15 protein-coding genes are annotated in these 16,471 nt (G+C 62.5%); 10 read left to right on the top strand and 5 right to left on the bottom strand.

The features are described 5' to 3' along the window. Positions 1–48: 48 nt before the first annotated feature. The 5 genes from C7T36_RS14380 to C7T36_RS14360 are packed head-to-tail and all read left to right on the top strand — an operon-like array spanning position 49 to position 3,423. Complete coding sequence (locus C7T36_RS14380; RefSeq protein WP_045066229.1) at positions 49–702, top strand: DUF6474 family protein; 654 nt, start codon at positions 49–51, stop codon at positions 700–702. A 10-nt stretch (positions 703–712) separates the two neighbouring features. Next, positions 713–1,228 (top strand): hypothetical protein, encoded by a 516-nt coding sequence (locus tag C7T36_RS14375; protein WP_045066228.1) that lies wholly within the window; start codon positions 713–715, stop codon positions 1,226–1,228. Positions 1,229–1,276: 48 nt separating this feature from the next. Further along, positions 1,277–1,945, top strand: a complete 669-nt coding sequence (locus C7T36_RS14370) for a YcnI family protein (protein ID WP_045066227.1) — start codon at positions 1,277–1,279, stop codon at positions 1,943–1,945. Continuing rightward, entirely contained in the window at positions 1,942–2,478 is a 537-nt protein-coding gene (locus tag C7T36_RS14365) for a copper resistance CopC family protein (protein ID WP_033235399.1), read from the top strand. The genes C7T36_RS14370 and C7T36_RS14365 overlap by 4 nt, the downstream gene beginning before the upstream one ends. Positions 2,479–2,481: 3 nt before the next feature. Continuing rightward, positions 2,482–3,423: a CopD family protein gene (locus tag C7T36_RS14360; protein WP_045066226.1), complete on the top strand. Its 942-nt coding sequence runs from the start codon at positions 2,482–2,484 to the stop codon at positions 3,421–3,423. Between the two features lie 49 nt (positions 3,424–3,472). On the opposite strand, the gene C7T36_RS14355 is transcribed toward C7T36_RS14360, so the two are convergent. The 3 genes from C7T36_RS14355 to C7T36_RS14345 all read right to left on the bottom strand — a co-directional run bounded on the left by C7T36_RS14355 (position 3,473) and on the right by C7T36_RS14345 (position 8,991). Next, positions 3,473–6,658 (bottom strand): carboxyl transferase domain-containing protein, encoded by a 3,186-nt coding sequence (locus C7T36_RS14355; protein WP_033235397.1) that lies wholly within the window; start codon positions 6,656–6,658, stop codon positions 3,473–3,475. Between the two features lie 81 nt (positions 6,659–6,739). Next, positions 6,740–7,420 (bottom strand): class F sortase, encoded by a 681-nt coding sequence (locus C7T36_RS14350; RefSeq protein WP_080711780.1) that lies wholly within the window; start codon positions 7,418–7,420, stop codon positions 6,740–6,742. Positions 7,421–7,518: 98 nt separating this feature from the next. After that, a complete protein-coding gene (locus tag C7T36_RS14345) occupies positions 7,519–8,991 on the bottom strand; it encodes a hypothetical protein (protein WP_051730604.1) in 1,473 nt (490 codons plus the stop codon). A gap of 640 nt (positions 8,992–9,631) precedes the next feature. Here C7T36_RS14345 and C7T36_RS14340 point away from each other — a divergent pair. Beyond that, positions 9,632–10,987, top strand: a complete 1,356-nt coding sequence (locus C7T36_RS14340; protein ID WP_045066225.1) for a M20/M25/M40 family metallo-hydrolase — start codon at positions 9,632–9,634, stop codon at positions 10,985–10,987. Then, complete coding sequence (locus C7T36_RS14335) at positions 10,984–12,546, top strand: YfcC family protein (RefSeq protein WP_033235396.1); 1,563 nt, start codon at positions 10,984–10,986, stop codon at positions 12,544–12,546. The genes C7T36_RS14340 and C7T36_RS14335 overlap by 4 nt, the downstream gene beginning before the upstream one ends. A gap of 7 nt (positions 12,547–12,553) precedes the next feature. Here C7T36_RS14335 and C7T36_RS14330 read toward each other — a convergent pair whose 3' ends face one another. Beyond that, positions 12,554–13,141 carry a DinB family protein gene (locus C7T36_RS14330; protein WP_033235395.1) on the bottom strand — a complete coding sequence of 196 codons (588 nt, stop codon included), beginning with the start codon at positions 13,139–13,141 and terminating at the stop codon, positions 12,554–12,556. A gap of 92 nt (positions 13,142–13,233) precedes the next feature. Between C7T36_RS14330 and C7T36_RS14325 the strand changes: the two genes are divergently transcribed. The 3 genes from C7T36_RS14325 to C7T36_RS14315 all read left to right on the top strand — a co-directional run bounded on the left by C7T36_RS14325 (position 13,234) and on the right by C7T36_RS14315 (position 15,249). Then, positions 13,234–14,448 carry an ABC transporter permease gene (locus C7T36_RS14325; RefSeq protein ID WP_033235394.1) on the top strand — a complete coding sequence of 405 codons (1,215 nt, stop codon included), beginning with the start codon at positions 13,234–13,236 and terminating at the stop codon, positions 14,446–14,448. Positions 14,449–14,530: 82 nt separating this feature from the next. Beyond that, a complete protein-coding gene (locus C7T36_RS14320; RefSeq protein ID WP_033235441.1) occupies positions 14,531–14,968 on the top strand; it encodes a DUF6325 family protein in 438 nt (145 codons plus the stop codon). Then, positions 14,965–15,249 (top strand): SHOCT domain-containing protein, encoded by a 285-nt coding sequence (locus tag C7T36_RS14315; RefSeq protein ID WP_033235393.1) that lies wholly within the window; start codon positions 14,965–14,967, stop codon positions 15,247–15,249. Before C7T36_RS14320 ends, C7T36_RS14315 begins: the two co-directional genes overlap by 4 nt. 74 nt (positions 15,250–15,323) lie before the next feature. Here the strand turns inward: C7T36_RS14315 and C7T36_RS14310 are convergent, their stop codons facing one another. Beyond that, entirely contained in the window at positions 15,324–16,421 is a 1,098-nt protein-coding gene (locus C7T36_RS14310) for an NAD(P)-dependent alcohol dehydrogenase (RefSeq protein ID WP_033235392.1), read from the bottom strand. Positions 16,422–16,471 lie beyond the last annotated feature (50 nt).

The following is a 16,471-nucleotide window of genomic DNA, read 5'->3' as shown; positions in this document are numbered from 1 at the left end:
CGCAGGTACCTGGCAGCGCACAAACACCTGGAAACGGGGTCCTTTTCGATGGGGTTGTTCAAGAAGCGAAAGTCTCGTGCCACCCGCAAGGCGGAGGCGAAGGCTCTCAAGCACAAGGCCGAGGTCGAGGCGAAACTCAACGCCAAGAGCCAACGCAAGCGCGACAAGGTTGAGACCAAGTCGATCAAGAAGCTGGAAAAGGCTGAGATCGAGTCGACGCACAAGATCGAAAAGGCGCAGATCGCCACGCTGAAGGCCCAAGAAAAGGCCGCTGTGAATCAGGGCCTGACCGTTGCCAAGGTGCGCAAGTACCTGGGTGTCGCTCGGCTACTGGCTCCGGTTCTGCTGCCGATCATCTATCGAGCGGCAACCGCGGTTCGTGGTCAGTTGGATACCGCGCGCGCTCAGAAGATGGGCATCGCCGTCGACCAACTGGGCGACTACACCGGCCACGGAGCCAAGCTGAGCGCCCGCATTGCTGGAGCGGAAAGCTCGGTCACCGAAATCCTCAGCCACAAGCCGAACGACGCCGAGACGCAGCGTTTTGCCGCAGCCATCCGTGAGCGTCTGAGCGACCTGAGCACCGCGGTGCGGGCGGCCGAGCAGATGCCGCAGGCTCGCCGCAAGGCCGCCCACCACGCTATTTCCTCCGAACTCGACGGCGTAGAGGCTGATCTGCTCGCACGCCTCGGCGTCCGCTAGACCTGCTCGAGTGTCCACCGACGCGCCCACGACAGCACTCCTTCGGGGTAGTGCTGTCGGGGCTGTGTCGACCGCTCTTGCCATCGCCGCGCACGGCCTGGCCGGCGGCGATGTACCGCCGGCGTCGGCGCTGACCCTGCTGATAGCCGTGTGTTCAGCCGTGGGCGCGATCACCGGAACGCTTCCCGTTCCGACCCGCGGACCGCTACCACTCATTGCGGCTCTCGGCGCCGGCCAACTGGCAGCGCACACCACCATGACACTCTCCGTGCATTCTCATTCCCCTTCTCCGGGGTTGGCGATGCTCGGAGCACACATAGTCGCCACGCTCGTCTGCGCGACCCTCGTGTTGGCTGCCGAGCGACTGTTCGGAGTCGTCACCCGCGTCGTGCAGGTTGTGCTGTCCACGCCGGCGATGCCCGTCGCAGCGCTGATCCGTCGATTCCCGACGACGCACCACCTCGGCCCCAATGGCGCACTCCTTCGCGCCGGCATTTCCCCGCGCGGACCTCCCGCTCTGGTCTGAAGAACTCGCACTGAAACCCCTTCACCAGACCAAGAGGACACATTCCACATGAAGAACACCCTGATTTCGCGTGCGCTCATCACGGCAGCAGCAACCGGCGGGGCAATCCTGCTCGCCGGCGGAATCGCGTCGGCGCACGTCAGCGTCGTAGCTCCGGGAGCGACCCAGGGCGGGTACAGCGTTTTGACCTTCCGCGTACCCACTGAATCCGACACCGCGTCCACCACCAAGGTGACGGTGGCACTGCCCGACCTCAAGTCCGCGCGCACCGAACCGATGCCAGGTTGGACTGCCGTCGTCGAGAAGGACCCGACGTCGTTGGTCGCCAAGTCCGTCACCTGGACGGCAGATCCCGGTGTCGGCGTCGGCCCCGGCCAGTTCCAACAGTTCGTTCTCTCCGCCGGCCCGCTACCCACGCAGGACGAGGTCTCGTTCAATGCGGTGCAGACGTACAGCGACGGCAACGTCGTCAACTGGGATCAGGCCGCCCTCGCCGACGGCAGTGAGCCCGACAAGCCGGCGCCGTCCTTGACCTTGGCAGCTTCGACGGGCGACGCGCACGGAAGCAGCGCCGATACTCACGCCACGAACGAGACAACTGCGACAGAATCATCGAACGACAACACCGCCCGCTGGCTCGGAGGAGCCGGACTGGTTCTCGGCGCGCTCGGCGCTGCACTGGGCCTGGGTGCACTGGTGAGGAGCAAGCGTTCATGAGCACACGACTGAAGGTCGTCACTATCGGCCTACTTGCCATGCTCGCGTCCATGCTCGGGGTGAGCACAGCCAGCGCGCACTCCGCGGTGGTCGGGTCGAACCCCGAGAACGGCGCGTCCATCCAGGTTCCCCCGGACAACGTTTCCGTCACTTTCAACGAAGCACTGCAAGCGCAGTTCGCGGCGTTGACCGTCACGGGCCCCGGTGACAGCCGCGATCAATGGTCCAAGGGCGAGCCCTCAGTCGAGGGGGCAACTGTGAGTGTGGACCTGGGAGATCTGGGACCCGCCGGTGTGTACACGATCGCGTATCGCGTCACGTCCGCTGACGGCCACCCGGTTCAGGGAACGTTGAACTTCACACTCACCGAGGCCGGTCCCGGCACCCCGGTCACGCCGGCCGCGTCGGCTGGTGACAGTTCGTCGTCCGAGTCGTCGTCGAGCAGCATCCCGGTGTGGGGATTCATCCTCGCCGGTGTTGTCGTCTTCGGCGGCGCACTGTTCTTCGTGCTCCGCAAGCCGAAGTCGAGCTGATCCGTGAGCGGTACGGCAAACAGGTGGTGGTTGCTGTTTGCCGTACCCACAGCACTGCTGGGAGTGCTGATCGCGTGGGGATTGGCGAGTCCCGCCGGCCCTGAAGCGTCCAGCACGGTACGCGTCCTCGCCATCGGATGTGGTTCCGTGACACTGGGAATCGCCACACTCGCCTGGATGGGCCGGGGCGAGCGTCGGCCGGCTTCACCCAACAGCGCGATGTGGACACAACTCACTGCCATCGCCGCCGTGTGGCTGGTTGCCGAAATCGCCTTGCTCGCACTGAGTGCCGCTGCCGCCGACGGACAGCCGATCACCGCGTTGACCGTCGGCCACTTCGCAACTTTTGTCGGCGAAGTCAATGTCGGCCGGGTCGGAGCAGCCATCATCGTGTGCGCTTTTGCCGTCGTCTGCTACGGCGTCTACGGATTCAAGAACCCTGAAACAGCGCCCGTCGCACCGGCATTGGTTGTCACCGCACTCGCTCTCGCCACCCGACCCATCACCGGTCACATGGCGCAGCAGAGCTTCGGATCCATCCTCGACGCCATCCACGTACTCGCTGCCGGCTTATGGTTCGGCGTCCTCGCCGCACTCGCGCTCGCCATGCCCGCTCGCGGCGCCTGGGCACTCTGGCTGCCCAAATACTCTGCTCTCGCGTGGCGATGCGTTCTTGCGCTGGTCATCACGGGAGTTGTCAACGCGGCGGTACGACTCGGATCTGTGACCGCGTTTGTCGACACTGCCTACGGCCGCGTCGTCCTCGCCAAGCTCGTTGCCGTTGCCCTGCTCCTCGGGTTGGGATGGTGGTGGCGTCGTACCTGGGTCGTCGCGAGTGCCGCCCACCGCATGAGCGCCGACGGATCGCTTCGCCGCGCAATCGGCGAAGTTGTCCTCATGGCAGTTGCTTTCGGGCTTGCAGCGGCCCTTGCCACTACCGCTTAGGGCCTTCGGCCCCGTGAGCCTTTTTGGTAGCGCCCACTACCAAAAAGGCTCACGGGCAGCGAAGCTGCCTGATCCACTTCCTCGTATCTGCCGGATCGATGACGTCGTCCAACTCGAATGTTGTTGCCGCCATCAGCGCCTTGCCTTGTGCGTAGGCCAATTCCACGAACTGACCGAACAGGGTTTCCCGCGCAGCCGGATCTTCGACTGATTCGAGTTCCTTCCGGAAGCCCAGTCGGACAGCGCCTTCAAGCCCCATCGGCCCGATCTCGCCGGTCGGCCAGGCCACAGTGAACTCGGGCGCGTGGAATGACCCGCCGGCCATCGCCATGGCACCGAGACCGTAACCCTTACGCAGGATCACCGTCCCGAAAGGCACCGTGAGCCTCGCTCCGGCCACGAAAAAGCGACCGAATCGCCGTACCGTCGCTTGTTCCTCGGAATCCGGCCCCACCATGAATCCCGGAGTGTCGCAGAGCGTAACCAGCGGAATCCGATGTGCCTCGCACAGTTCCAGGAAGTCCGACGCCTTGTCCGCTGCTTCCGCATCGATTGCCCCGCCCAGATGCTCACTACTGTTCGCGAGCACGGCAACCGGTACGCCTTCCACCCGGATCAACGCCGTCACGACGCCGCGACCGTAATCGCGCCGCAACTCCAGCACCGAATCGACGTCGGCAATCGCCTCGACGGCGCGTCGCACATCGTACGAACGCAGCCTGTTTTCCGGCACTACATGCCGAGCCAGCCGAGGATCAGGCGCGGTCCACTGCTGCGCCGCACCCTGGAAGTAGCCGAGATACTTCTTTGCCAATTCGACTGCCTGAGCATCGTTCTCGGCAACCACGTGCACAACGCCGTTTCGCCGTTGAATGTCGATCGGCCCGATGTCCTCCGGGCGGTAGGTACCCAGTCCACCGCCCTCGACCATCGCCGGTCCACCCATTCCGATGTTGGCGTCCGGCGTGGCGATCAGGACATCGCACGCACCCGCCAACGCGGCATTGCCGGCAAAGCAACGACCCGATACGACGGCCACCAACGGCACTCGGCCGCGCAATGCCGCCATCGCCCGGAAGGTACCCAGTTCAAGCCCCGACCCTGCTCCGGCATCCGTATCACCGGGGCGACCACCACCGCCCTCCGCGAACAGCACCACGGGAACACGTTTACGGGCGGCGAGCTCGAGCAGTCGGTCCGTCTTGGCATGATTGCGCATACCCTGCGTACCGGCAAGAACCGAGTAATCGTACGAAATGACAACGCTCTCACCGCCGTTGATTGCTGCCACGCCACCGATCAATCCGTCGGCGGGAGTATTTGCGATCAGGTCTTCTTCACTGCGACGGCTACGCTGAGCCGCCAAAGTCAAGGCGCCGTATTCGACAAAGCTGCCGTCGTCGATCAGGTCCTCGACATTTTCGCGTGCCGTCCGACGACCCAGCTTGTGCCGTTTGGCTACCGCTTCGGGCCTCGCCGCATCCAAGGTCACCTCATGTCGAGCAAGGATTTCCGCGAGGTCAGGACGCACCAGATCCAGGTCGAGGTCCTCGGAACGCTCCACTCGCTCGGCCGCTGTGGCATCGCGCACCACCATGAGCGGCTCACCCGCAACCACTGCCTTGCCGACCCTGCCGAGTACGCGAATCACCTCGACGTCGGATTCGGCAGCCAGGACATGCTGCATTTTCATCGCTTCGAGCACAGCGGCCTGACTGCCCCGGTGAACGGCATCGCCGACAGCGGCAATCTCGACGACAATTCCGGCCATCTGCGCGCGCAGGACGGTCTCACCCAGCACTGCAACGGGAGGCTCCGAAACCTTGGCTTCCGGGACGAGATCGGCAATACGTCCCTCGAGCCAGTCGATATCGACGACGCCGTCACGGAAATCCTTCTCCGACAGGATCGCCCGCAGGAAAAGAAGGTTGGTCGCAATCCCTTCGATCGCAAACTCGTCGAGTGCGGCAATCGACTTGCGCACCGCCGCAGCAAAATCTGCCCGACGGGTGTGTGTGATCACCTTCGCCAGCAAGGAGTCGTAGCGGGCACTCGGCGACAAACCCGCCGCACCGAAGGTGTCGACTCGAACTCCCGGTCCGCTCGGCGGCGCAAACACGTCAAGCGTTCCGGTTTCCGCGCGCGCACCGCCGTCGCGCGTCATGGTTTCCATGTTGACCCGCATCTGGATTGCGATACCCGACGCCGCCGCAACGGTTCCCTGATGCCCAGGAACTCCTGCTGCACAGGTAATCCCCTCAGGAAGATGCAATGATTCGAAACTCACGCCGTCGGCGATCATCAACTGCACGGCAACCAGGTCGACACCGCTCACCTCTTCCGTGACGGTGTGTTCCACTTGGATACGCGGATTGACCTCGAGGAAAACGAATCCTCGCTCCTCCACGAGAAACTCCACTGTTGCGATCCCACGGTAACCGACCTCCGCACACAACCTCGCCGCGGCGGCATGCAAACGCTCGCGCAGTGGTTCGGAAAGACCTTGCGCGGGAGCAATTTCGACAAGTTTTTGATGCCTGCGCTGAACGCTGCAATCGCGATCTCCCAGTGCCGTCGCACAGATACCCGCCGCGCCGGGCGCCGACACAACCTGGACCTCGATATGGCGAGCACGTTCACTGAGCACCTCGGCAAACAGTTCGGCACTGCCGAAGCCGGCCCGAGCCTCCGCCGCACACACGCGGTAAGCGTCGTCGAGCGAGGGCAGATCGCGCACGACACGCATGCCCCGACCGCCGCCACCCGCAAGTGCCTTGATCATGATTCCCCGCGAATGCCGCGCGAAGAACTCCCGCACCTCGTCGAGGCTTGCATCGCCCGCCGTGGCCGGCAACACCGGAACGCCGGATTCCACAGCAGCGCCGCGCGCGCGTGACTTGTCCCCGAAGATACGGAGCACCTCAGCGCTCGGACCCACGAATACAAGGCCCGCACTGGCACACGCCCGTGCGAAATCCGGATTCTCACTGAGGAATCCGTATCCGGGATGGATATGCGTGACCGATGAATCGAGGGCGATCGACAACAGCGAGTCTTGATCCAGATACGCAGACGCGCCGCTGCCTGGCAGTGGAAACGACTCTGTCGCAGCTTCGACGTGTGGGCTTGTTGCGTCATCTTCGGCGTAGACCGACACGGTCTCGATCCCGAGTTCGCGGGCTGTTCGAATGATGCGCAGAGCAATCTCGCCTCGATTGGCGATCAGCAGTCTCATTCCGAGGTTTCGCAGTCAGTCACCGCCACAGTGTGTTTTGACGTTGACGTCAATGTCAAGCATGGGGGATCGCCCGCGCCACTAGATCACGTCGGCGTAGAGATACACGTTGTCCTGGTAGTTGCCGACCCCGTCCGAGAACTCCAGCTCCCCACCACACGTCACCACGGCAAGCTTGCGCGGACCGTCCGGCCCGGCCAGAACACTCTCCTCGATTCCGTCCGCCTTGGCTCGCGACACCACCGCCGTCACCCGCCACCGTGTGCTGTTCCCAGCGGCATCCGACGTACGGATCTCCTGCCCAGGCTCGACTGTCCCGAGATCGAACAACGCACCGTTACCCTGACCGGCAAGATTCACATGCCCGGCGATCAGTGTTGTGCCCGTCTGCGAATCCAATGGCGCACCGTCCAACCAGATGCCGACCTCGCTGACGTCGCCGGGAGGGGTCAAGGCTCCATCGATGACACTCGCGTCGACGATCGGTGCCTGCACCCCGAGCGGATCGAGGGACAAAGTAGCAGGCGACATCTGCGCATCAGCAGTAGCGAGCACCGCCGGCGCCGATTGGCCGGCCGTGGGCGCCGGCGGTATCGCCGTACTCTCACCCGACCGAGAGCCGAGGTATGTCATGAGTAAGCCCACAGTTACCGCGATAATTATTGCCGCAGTAGCAAATACGCGAGACTTGCGCCTGCGCACAGGTTCCGCGGAACTGGTGCCTGGCTCGTCCGGTACGGGATTCGGATTCATCGACGTCATCAGAGATGTTCCTTTGTCGTGAACGAGCATCGTCCGGTGCTGACGGGGAGAGTCGGCACCGGACGCTGCTCGATCGAAACTGGTTCAGATTTCCGCTGCTACGAGCGGCGGCGGCGGACGGCGATTGCTCCGCAGGCAGCCAGCCCGATCAGGCCGAGTCCCGCAATCGCAATTCCGACGTGCGGACCTGCAGTCTCGTCAGCTGCGCCACCGTCGATAGAGGTCGGACGCTCACCCGTCGGAGCCTTCGGGGTCGTTTGCGTGACCACACGCGGGGTGGGTACCGCAACCGTGGTCGGAGCGGGAGCAACCGGCACTCCGGGGATCACCGGAATGATCGGGATAATCGGAATGATCGGAACGATCACGTTGGGCTTGGTGGTTGTCGTCGGAACAGTCGTCGACGGCGTCGTGGTCGGAGCTCCCGGCGTCGTGGTCGGAACAGTCGTGGACGGCGTTGTCGTCGGAGCCGCATCGAAGGTCACCGTCGCATCACCCTGGAGCTTGGCCGGGGTGACGGTGTTGAACGTTGCAAAAACCTGGCACTCGGCGCCGGCGTTGTTCCAGTGGATGCTTTCGAACGAGCTGGGTGCGCCGGCGACGGATACCTTGACCGCGCCTGCACCCGGGGACGTGACGCACAGCGCCACGTCAGTCGGATCATTGCCCTCACCGGTGACAACCAGGGTGTTTCCGGTCAGCTTCACATTTGCGTTCGGCTCACACAGTTCCAGAGTTGCGCCTGCGGGAGCGCTCACGGTGAGTGGCTTGCCGTACATGTTGGTGGACACCGTGAACGTTGCCTTGCCGCCGCTGGCGAGAGTGCCACTGGCCGGGTCTGCGAGCGAAATACTCAGGGCGGGTGTCACATTCATGACCCCGAGAATCCGAGCCTGCTCAGCCGGACCGAGATCGGCGTCGCAATCGACTACGGCGTTCGTTTCCTCGAGATAATCCTTGTCCGATACACACCAGATAAGAAGCTGACGATTTACCCTGTTCGCAGCCGTCGAATCATCAGCGACGCCACCCGGCGTGAACGGGTGGGGATTCTGAATCAGGTAGCTGATGAGCAGTTCCTGTTCCTGAGTCAGACGATCGTTGCCGCCGACCGGAAGCGTCGGTCCTACTACGTTGAACTGCCCGCCATCGCTGTAGCCAGGCTCGCCATCAGGCGAGATCTCATCACACGTCTCTTCCTTCATGTCGGTGCAGTACATCCACTCCGACTGTGGACCACTGGCCTCGGGGACGTCGCGCACACCACAGATAGGCGCAGGTGACCGCTGGTCGTTGTTGTAGTACAGCGGCACCACATTTCCGGCGTTGTAGTAATCCAGGCGCACACCATCGATAACCATGTCGTCCGCGTAGGGATAGTCAGCGGACGTCTGCGTGCCTTCGCACATCGGCGCAGTGAAGGCGGCCGCCGACGCCGGCGCAGCTGTTGCCGGCCCTGCCAAACCGGCGACAATTCCACCGACCAATGCAAGCGTCGACACAGCGGACACGGATGCCAGCCCGACCTTTTTCCGCCGCACCACGGCTGATGACGATGACGATGTGTTCATGGACGATCTCCTCGAGAAGTAACAGTTGGGGCACCCAGCAGGCCAACATGGCATTAGCCATGTGATTGCCAACACAGTTCGACGATTGAAACTTGCTGCGCGCTTGCTGTCAAACGTCACTATTCGGCGGAAAGCGCTCATAGCGTCGCAAAACAGCCAAAAGGTTTGTTATGTGACACTCTGTCACAGATACACGGAGAAACCGGCGATAAGCTGCGCATTTATCCACAAGGTCGAACAGTTCCCGAAACGATTTGCCGACCCGGAAGAAAATCGTCACAAATTCAACAATCGGCACAGTTACAAGACGATAGCTGTGCGTACTGATAGCTGAATGGTGACAAATCAACCAAACGACTATCTGTTGATCGACACCCGGCACGTCGCGATCCCATAGCGCACGCGGCCCGAGAATGAATGGAATCACGCAATTCGACCCGCACCATTCGCGTGCTGCCGCCCGGTACCGACGTGCGCAATGTCTACGCCGACCGCACGAAATCAACCAGACAACCGTAATCTTTCCGACTAAGGACTGACCGGTCTGAAGGGTGCTCGGCTCGACTTGTCGCAGAGCTAGGTACCCACTGTCCACTTTGCTCCAGAAGGAGATCAAGCGATGCCCGAAAACGCTGGGCCAATGACGCCTCTTCAGATCAAGAACGCTGCGGCAGATTTGATGCCTGCGCTTCGATCGGAATTGATCGAACTGGTACGAATACCGTCGATCGCGACCGATGGCTATCCCGCAGCACCACTCTTCGAAGCCCACGATTTCATCGTGTCGCTCTTGGAGAAATCCGGGGTCACCCAGATCGATCGTCTCGAAATTCCGGGTAAGACGGCACCTGTCATCATTGCGACCATTCCGGGTCCGGTCGGGACGCCCACGGTCCTCATGTACTCGCATTACGACGTCGTTCCCGCCGAAGACCTCGAACTGTGGGACACACCGCCCTTCGAGCCCACCGAACGCGACGGCGCGCTCTACGGCCGCGGGACGGCGGATTCCAAGGCAAACGTGATCGGCATGATCGGGGCGCTTCGCGTCTTCGACGGAAAACCGCCTGTGACAGTCAAACTCGTCATCGAAGGCCAGGAAGAATTCGGCAGCCCCTTCGACAATTATCCGCCCGAAGCCCCGGAACTCTTCCAGTCCGACGCCATGGTGATCGCCGATGTGGGAAGTGTTCGCCCCGGATCACCCACCCTGACCGTCGCATTGCGCGGATCCGCCCAGGTGATCGTGGAACTGACCACTCTCGGAGCCGACAAACACAACGGCCTCTACGGCGGCGCCGCTCCCGACGCGCGCCTCGCGCTCATCCGCGCACTGGCATCGCTGCATGACGACAACGGTGATGTCGCCGTCGACGGTCTGCTGCGCGAGGAATGGACGGGAAGCAGCTACACCGACGAAGAATTCCGCACCCTCGCCGAAGTACGTGACGGACTCCCCCTCCTCGGCACCGGCGGAATCGGTGAACGAATCTGGTCCGGTCCGGCGATCACCGTCACCGGAATCGACGCACCGCCCGTCGACGGCGCAGTCAACGCCGTCGCGAGCACCGCACGCGCAGTGATCAACCTGCGCGTGCATCCGCGTCAGCCTGCATCCGAAGCGCAGACAGCACTGGTCCGGCACTTACAGGCACTACGCCCGTTCGGCCTCGAACTCGACGTCAAAGCCGGAGAAACCGGGGACGGCTTTGCTGCAGAACAGGGCGGCCCCGCATTCGACGCGGCCATGTTCGCGCTCTCGGAATCCTGGGACGGCGAAGCCGGACAGATGGCCGGCGGCGGTTCCATCCCGATCGTGATGGCTCTCGACACTGCCGTGCCCACCGCCGAGAAACTGCTCTTCGGCGCAACCGACGGGTACGCAAACATTCACGGCCCCAACGAGCGTGTGCTTCTCGACGAATTCGAAAAGGCCGTTGTCGCGAAAGCTCTGTTCTTCCAGGAGTACGCCCGCACATTCGAAGGAAAGAAATGAGCACCAAGACCGAAGAAGGCGCCGCGCACACCCCGGCGAAGAAGAAGTTCGAGTTTCCCGGCGCCGTCACGATGCTGGCCATCGTCACGGTACTGGTATGGATTGCCGCGCTGTTCATTCCGGCCGGACGCTTCGGTGTCGACGTCGACGGATCACCCGTCCCCGGTAGCTTCGAAACCGTCACGTCCCCGCTGACTTTCTTCGAACGCATCCAGCAGCTGATTCTCTCCCCCGTCAACGGCCTCTACGGTGTTCAGGATCCACTCACGGGATTTGTCGACACCGATAACATCGGTCGGCTTTTCGGATCTGTCGGTGTCGTTCTGTTCATCATGGCCCTCGGTGCATTCATCTCCGTCAGTTTCGCCACTCGCAGCCTCGAAACCGCTGTCTCGCAACTAGCTACCAAGCTCAGCGACAAGGGTTGGCTGCTCATCACCGTCATCATGGTGCTGTTCTCGCTGCTCGGATCGACCATGGGGTTCTCCGTCGAGACGTTCGGCTTCTACGCGCTCCTCATCCCCCTGATGACGGCTCTCGGCTACGACCGCATGGTCGCGGCGACGATGATCATCCTCGGCGCACTCGTCGGCAATATGGCGTCGACCGTCAACCCGTTCTCGATCGGCGTCGCGTCCGGTGAAGCCGGCGTCTCCATCGGCGACGGTATCGTCCTGCGCGTCATCCTGTGGATCGTATTGACCGCAGTGGCAGTGGTATTCGTACTTCGCTACGCCGCCAAGGTGAAGAAGGATCCGGCCACCTCGCTCGTCGGATTCGACATCGACGACGACGAGGAAGAAGAGGCAGCACCACCTGTCGACATCGACAGCAAGCTGACCGGAATTCAGAAACTGGTCCTCGTCATCACCGGACTCACCTTCGGTTTGATGATCTTCTCCGTCATCCCGTGGTCGAGCATCTTCGGCGGTACCACCGGGCCGGCCGAGTACGACGCGTACCACGTCACCGCCACCGAGCCATACTGGTTCGAATTGAACTGGTGGTTCCCGCAACTGGCGATGCTGTTCATCCTCGCAGCCGTCCTCGTCGGCATCGTCGCCAAGATGGGCGAGAAGAAGACCGTCTCACTGATCACCCGTGGCGCCGGCGACATGGTGGGGCCCGCCATCGTCATCCTGCTCGCGCGCGGCGTCTCCGTGATCATGACCAACACCGAAACCCTCGACACCATCCTCAATGCGATGGAACAGTTGGTGTCCGGCGCGTCCGCGGGTGTGTTCGCGATCCTCGTGATGCTCGTGAACATTCCACTGGCCTTCCTGATTCCGTCCAGCTCCGGACACGCCACCCTCGCAATGCCACTGCTGGCACCGCTGGGTGATTTTGCCGGAGTCAGTAGGTCTTTGGTGATCACGGCCTTCCAGATGGGCCACGGCCTGATGCTGATGGTTGCACCCACCAACGTCGTCGTTGTCGGTGGACTCGCAATGGCCAAGGTCGGTTACGACAAGTTCCTGCGCTTCGTCTGGCCGCTACTGTTGATCAACTTCGTGATCGTGGTCGTCGTGATCGGCGCCGCCGCGGTTCTCGAGTAGAAATGGGTCAGGCGTGGTCGGCGCTGCGCGCTGCCTGTTCGAGGCGGTCTCGATATTCGGCCCACCACGCCTGATCACCCGGCGCCACGTTGGCGTTGTCGGATCGCAGACCTGCAGCGCCGTCGATCATTTCGCGCACGATGTCGGCGTGGCCGACATGACGATGAATTTCCGTGACGACGTGCACGAGTACCTGGTGCAGGGTGACGTCACGGAGTTTCAGCGGCCACGTCTTCACCTCCCCCGCTGCATCCAGATCCAGATCATTGATCGTGGCATCCGAAAAGACCCAGGTGCGACGGTACGTGTCGAGTATGAAATCCCTGGATTCGTCTGCGCGGGCCCACATATCGACATTGGGCTCGTCCGAGCGCAACCACTGCGGCAGGTCCGGCACCCGGCGTCCGAACACCGGGCCGAAGTACCCGAGTTCCACGCCGATCATGTGCTTGACCAACCCCAGCAGGTTGGTGCCTGTATGCGTCATCGGTCGCCGGATCTCGTACTCCGACAACCCTTCGAGCTTCCAGAGCAAGGCGTCCCGTGCCGACTGAAGGTATCGCTGCAGATCGTCCTTGTCTTGCGCGCTTGTCATGCCTGTCAGTGTTGCACCGATGCCTGCCCTTGCGTGAGATAGTGCGCAGGAGAGCTGATTTCCCCATAACAACTACCGAGTGGAGTGAGCAGTTGACCGCGGTCGAAGATCTGGCCGAAGTGGCGTCGCGGGCCCTCGCGGCCGAAGCCGAAGTACGTTCGGTCCGATGGCAGAGCCGAACTGCAGTGGAAAAGGCTGCGATCGGTGCCCGGGATGTGTTGGACAAGGATCGAGCGGCACTGAACCAACCGACGTACAGCGGCCTCTCGCCGTCACCGCACATGGCCCGCCAACTCGAACTGATCACCCGCCTTCAGCCACCCCTGCCGGCCGACGCCAGCATCGGCGCTGCAGCTCAAGCAGAAGCTGACGCGGTAGCAGCGGTCACCACCGCCCGGATTGCGCTCGAAGCAGCACATCTCGCAGTTCTCGAAGCTCGTGTCGCCGCCCTCGATGCCGGCGACAGTGACGACGTTGCCGCTGCGATCCGCGGCTATGTCCCGCTCGCGGCCGGTAACCCCGCGGTTCGGCACATGCAGGACCTCGGCAGCCGTATTCGCGAGGAATTCCGACACGTATTCAACGGGAAACCTCGATCCATTGCGTTCCGTCTGGGCCTGAGCCTCGGGCTAGGGTTCGCGTATCTGGCGTTCATCCGACTTTTCCAGTGGGACAGCAAGGAAGACCGACTGCCCTATCTGGCTCTGTACGCATTGTCAGGGGTCATCGGCAGTGTGGTCTGCACCAATGCACTGAGCTTCGACGCCGGTCGGGTGCGCGCCGCGCTCTCCGGTGGTACCCGCCTGTGGCATGTGCTGGTCGCCAAGAACATCGTGATGCTGATCCTCGTCGGCGCCGCCGGCTTTGTTCTCAGCGTCGTTCTGTCATGGCGCGCCGGAAACAGCACCGAATTGTTGAAAGCCTGCGGGCAGGTCCTGACCATGATCCTGCTGTGGCTCGGAGTCGCCAACGTCATGTCGGTGAGCTTGCCGTTGCGCGCCGAACCGATTCTCGAACGTCGCTACGACGGCACGTGGAAACCCTTCATGCTCTCCTTCGCCATCTCGTACGGTGTCGGGTTGGTCGTCAATCTCATGCTGTACTGGCGTGTTTGGGCCAAGACGACGCTGCTCGAGCAGATGGGTGGGCCGTGGATTCCGGTGCTCATGCTGGTTGCGAGCGCCGCCGCGACGTGGTTACTCCTGACGGTGCTGGCAGTGCTGCTGGCCGAGCAGCCGCGGTTCCGTCGTGCGTTGCAGCGCGAGATGATCGTCTATCGCGACGCTGCCGAAACCGTGAAAGCGTAGAAACCAGACAGTCGGACTAAAGTTGCAGATGATCATTTCACCAGGCCGGAACACCGACCTCGAAGAAGGAACAAGAGAACTGATGGCCAGTCAAGACCAGTTCGGTCCTATCGAATATGTTGCCGTCGAGTTTCCCGATGGCGCAGTAACTGCCGACGGTTTCGAGCAGTTGCTCGAGATCGTCGACAACGGAACCATCCGCATTCTCGATCTCGAGTTTGTTGTCAAAGCTGCGGACAACTCGCTGCGCGTGGTTCCGGCATCCACGTTCGACCTCGCAGACTTTGATCTGTCCCAGTTCGACGGTGCCGCGTCCGGATTGCTCGACGCCGGCGACATCGCCGCCGTGGGCGAGGACATCGCCGCCGGAAGTGTTGCAGCGGTTCTCGTCTACGAGGAGTTGACTGTGCTCCCCGTTCTGGATGCGTGGGTTCGCAGCGGTGCCCGAGTGATCACCGAAGGTCACATTTCAGTCGACGAACTGGCCGATGCCTTGAATGAAACGGAGAACAACGAATGAGCTTCCTCAGGCGGGCCAGCCGAGTAGCTGTCGCGAGCTCCATCCACGGAAATGTTCAGCGCCGCCAGCGAACTCGCTGGGCAGCAGAAGATCAGGCCAAGGCAGCAGCACAGGCTGTTCCACCGATCCCGGATCTGCCGCCGCTGCCGCCTCAGGTTGCGCCGGCAGCATCGATGGACGCGAAGATCGAACAACTCACCAAGCTCGGCGAGCTCAAAGCCGCCGGCATCCTCACCGACGCCGAGTTCGACACCCAGAAGGCCCGGGTTCTCGGGAACTGAGCGTCATCGTGCTCATCCCCGCCGATTGCGGGGATGAGCACAGCCCTTACTTCGAGACCTTATGCGCGAGCGAACTAGATGCCCGGGAGAAGTATCGGTTTGACGATTTCCCCCGCGAGAGCGCGCTTTTCGGCGGCATTGATCTCGGAGAGAGGGAAAGTAGTGACGAGGCGGTCGAAGGGGAATTGTCCGGCCCGCCACAGTGCGATCAGGGTGGGGATGAAGGTGTGCGGGTTGGCGTCACCTTCGAGGATGCCGGTGATGGTGCGACCGGCAGTCAGAGCAAGTGGTGCGATCATCAAATCGCCCTGTTGCACGCCGACCAGTCCCAGAGTGCCGCGCAGAGCAAGGGCATCAAGGGTAGCCGCGATGACGGTGGGTAGCCCGGTGGTGTCGAGGCCGTATCGGACTCCGGCCGGAGCAATCGCGCGGATCTGTTCTGTCAGATCACCCACTCCGGGAACGATCGTGTCCGTGGCACCGAGTTCGCGGGCCAGTTCGAGCCTGTCGCTGTTCAAGTCGACAGCGATGATCGGTCCGGCGCCGGCGACCTTGGCGGCCATGACCGCGGACAGGCCGACTGCACCCGCGCCGACGATGACGATGCCTTCACCGGGACGCACCTGGAGCACTTCGAGGACTGCACCGGCGCCGGTTTGAATTCCGCATCCGAGGGGGCCGAGCAATTCCAGCGGCAGTTCTTTGTCGACGACCACGGCGTTACGTGCGTCGACGACCGCGTGGGTGGCGAAGGACGACTGACCGAACCATCTTCCGGCGACGGGTTTTCCGGCGGTGTCGGTCAGCGGGGTGGAGCCGTCGAGGGCGTTGCCGACGAGATTGCGGGCCAGGAAGGTGTCGCAGTACGCCGGGTGAGCGTCAAGACAGTTGGCGCAGGTGCCGCAGGAGTCGAAGCTCAGGACAACGTGGTCACCGACTGCGACGGTCTGCACCGCGGATCCGACGGCTTCCACGATTCCGGCGCCTTCGTGTCCGAGAACAATCGGTGGGGTTCCGAACCCTGCTGCGGCCCTGGGTAATACATCGGTGTGGCAGTGGCCGGCACCGACGATCCGGACAAGGACCTCATGCGGGGTCGGGTCGGCCAACTCGAGGTCCTCGATACTGAAGGGGGCTTCTTCGCCACGGAGGACGGCTGCTTCGATTTTCATTGCTTTCCTGCGTCTTTCGAGTCAGTGACAGTGGTGAGACAGATCGATTT

This window comes from Rhodococcus sp. AD45-ID, assembly GCF_003023755.1.
GTDB classification, from domain to species: Bacteria; Actinomycetota; Actinomycetes; order Mycobacteriales; family Mycobacteriaceae; genus Rhodococcus_F; species Rhodococcus_F globerula.
The sequence above is the reverse complement of the archived record's forward strand: the minus strand, read 5'-3'. Positions and strand labels throughout refer to the sequence as shown.

Bases quoted from the DNA above. Each gene is read 5' to 3' on its own strand.
- C7T36_RS14380 (WP_045066229.1), top strand. From the start codon at position 49: ATGGGGTTGTTCAAGAAGCGAAAGTCTCGTGCCACCCGCAAGGCGGAG.
- C7T36_RS14310 (WP_033235392.1), bottom strand. From the start codon at position 16,421: ATGAAAATCGAAGCAGCCGTCCTCCGTGGCGAAGAAGCCCCCTTCAGT.
- C7T36_RS14315 (WP_033235393.1), top strand. From the start codon at position 14,965: ATGAGCTTCCTCAGGCGGGCCAGCCGAGTAGCTGTCGCGAGCTCCATC.
- C7T36_RS14365 (WP_033235399.1), top strand. From the start codon at position 1,942: ATGAGCACACGACTGAAGGTCGTCACTATCGGCCTACTTGCCATGCTC.
- C7T36_RS14335 (WP_033235396.1), top strand. From the start codon at position 10,984: ATGAGCACCAAGACCGAAGAAGGCGCCGCGCACACCCCGGCGAAGAAG.
- C7T36_RS14330 (WP_033235395.1), bottom strand. From the start codon at position 13,141: ATGACAAGCGCGCAAGACAAGGACGATCTGCAGCGATACCTTCAGTCG.
- C7T36_RS14355 (WP_033235397.1), bottom strand. From the start codon at position 6,658: ATGAGACTGCTGATCGCCAATCGAGGCGAGATTGCTCTGCGCATCATT.
- C7T36_RS14350 (WP_080711780.1), bottom strand. From the start codon at position 7,420: ATGACGTCGATGAATCCGAATCCCGTACCGGACGAGCCAGGCACCAGT.
- C7T36_RS14345 (WP_051730604.1), bottom strand. From the start codon at position 8,991: ATGAACACATCGTCATCGTCATCAGCCGTGGTGCGGCGGAAAAAGGTC.
- C7T36_RS14320 (WP_033235441.1), top strand. From the start codon at position 14,531: ATGGCCAGTCAAGACCAGTTCGGTCCTATCGAATATGTTGCCGTCGAG.
- C7T36_RS14340 (WP_045066225.1), top strand. From the start codon at position 9,632: ATGACGCCTCTTCAGATCAAGAACGCTGCGGCAGATTTGATGCCTGCG.
- C7T36_RS14370 (WP_045066227.1), top strand. From the start codon at position 1,277: ATGAAGAACACCCTGATTTCGCGTGCGCTCATCACGGCAGCAGCAACC.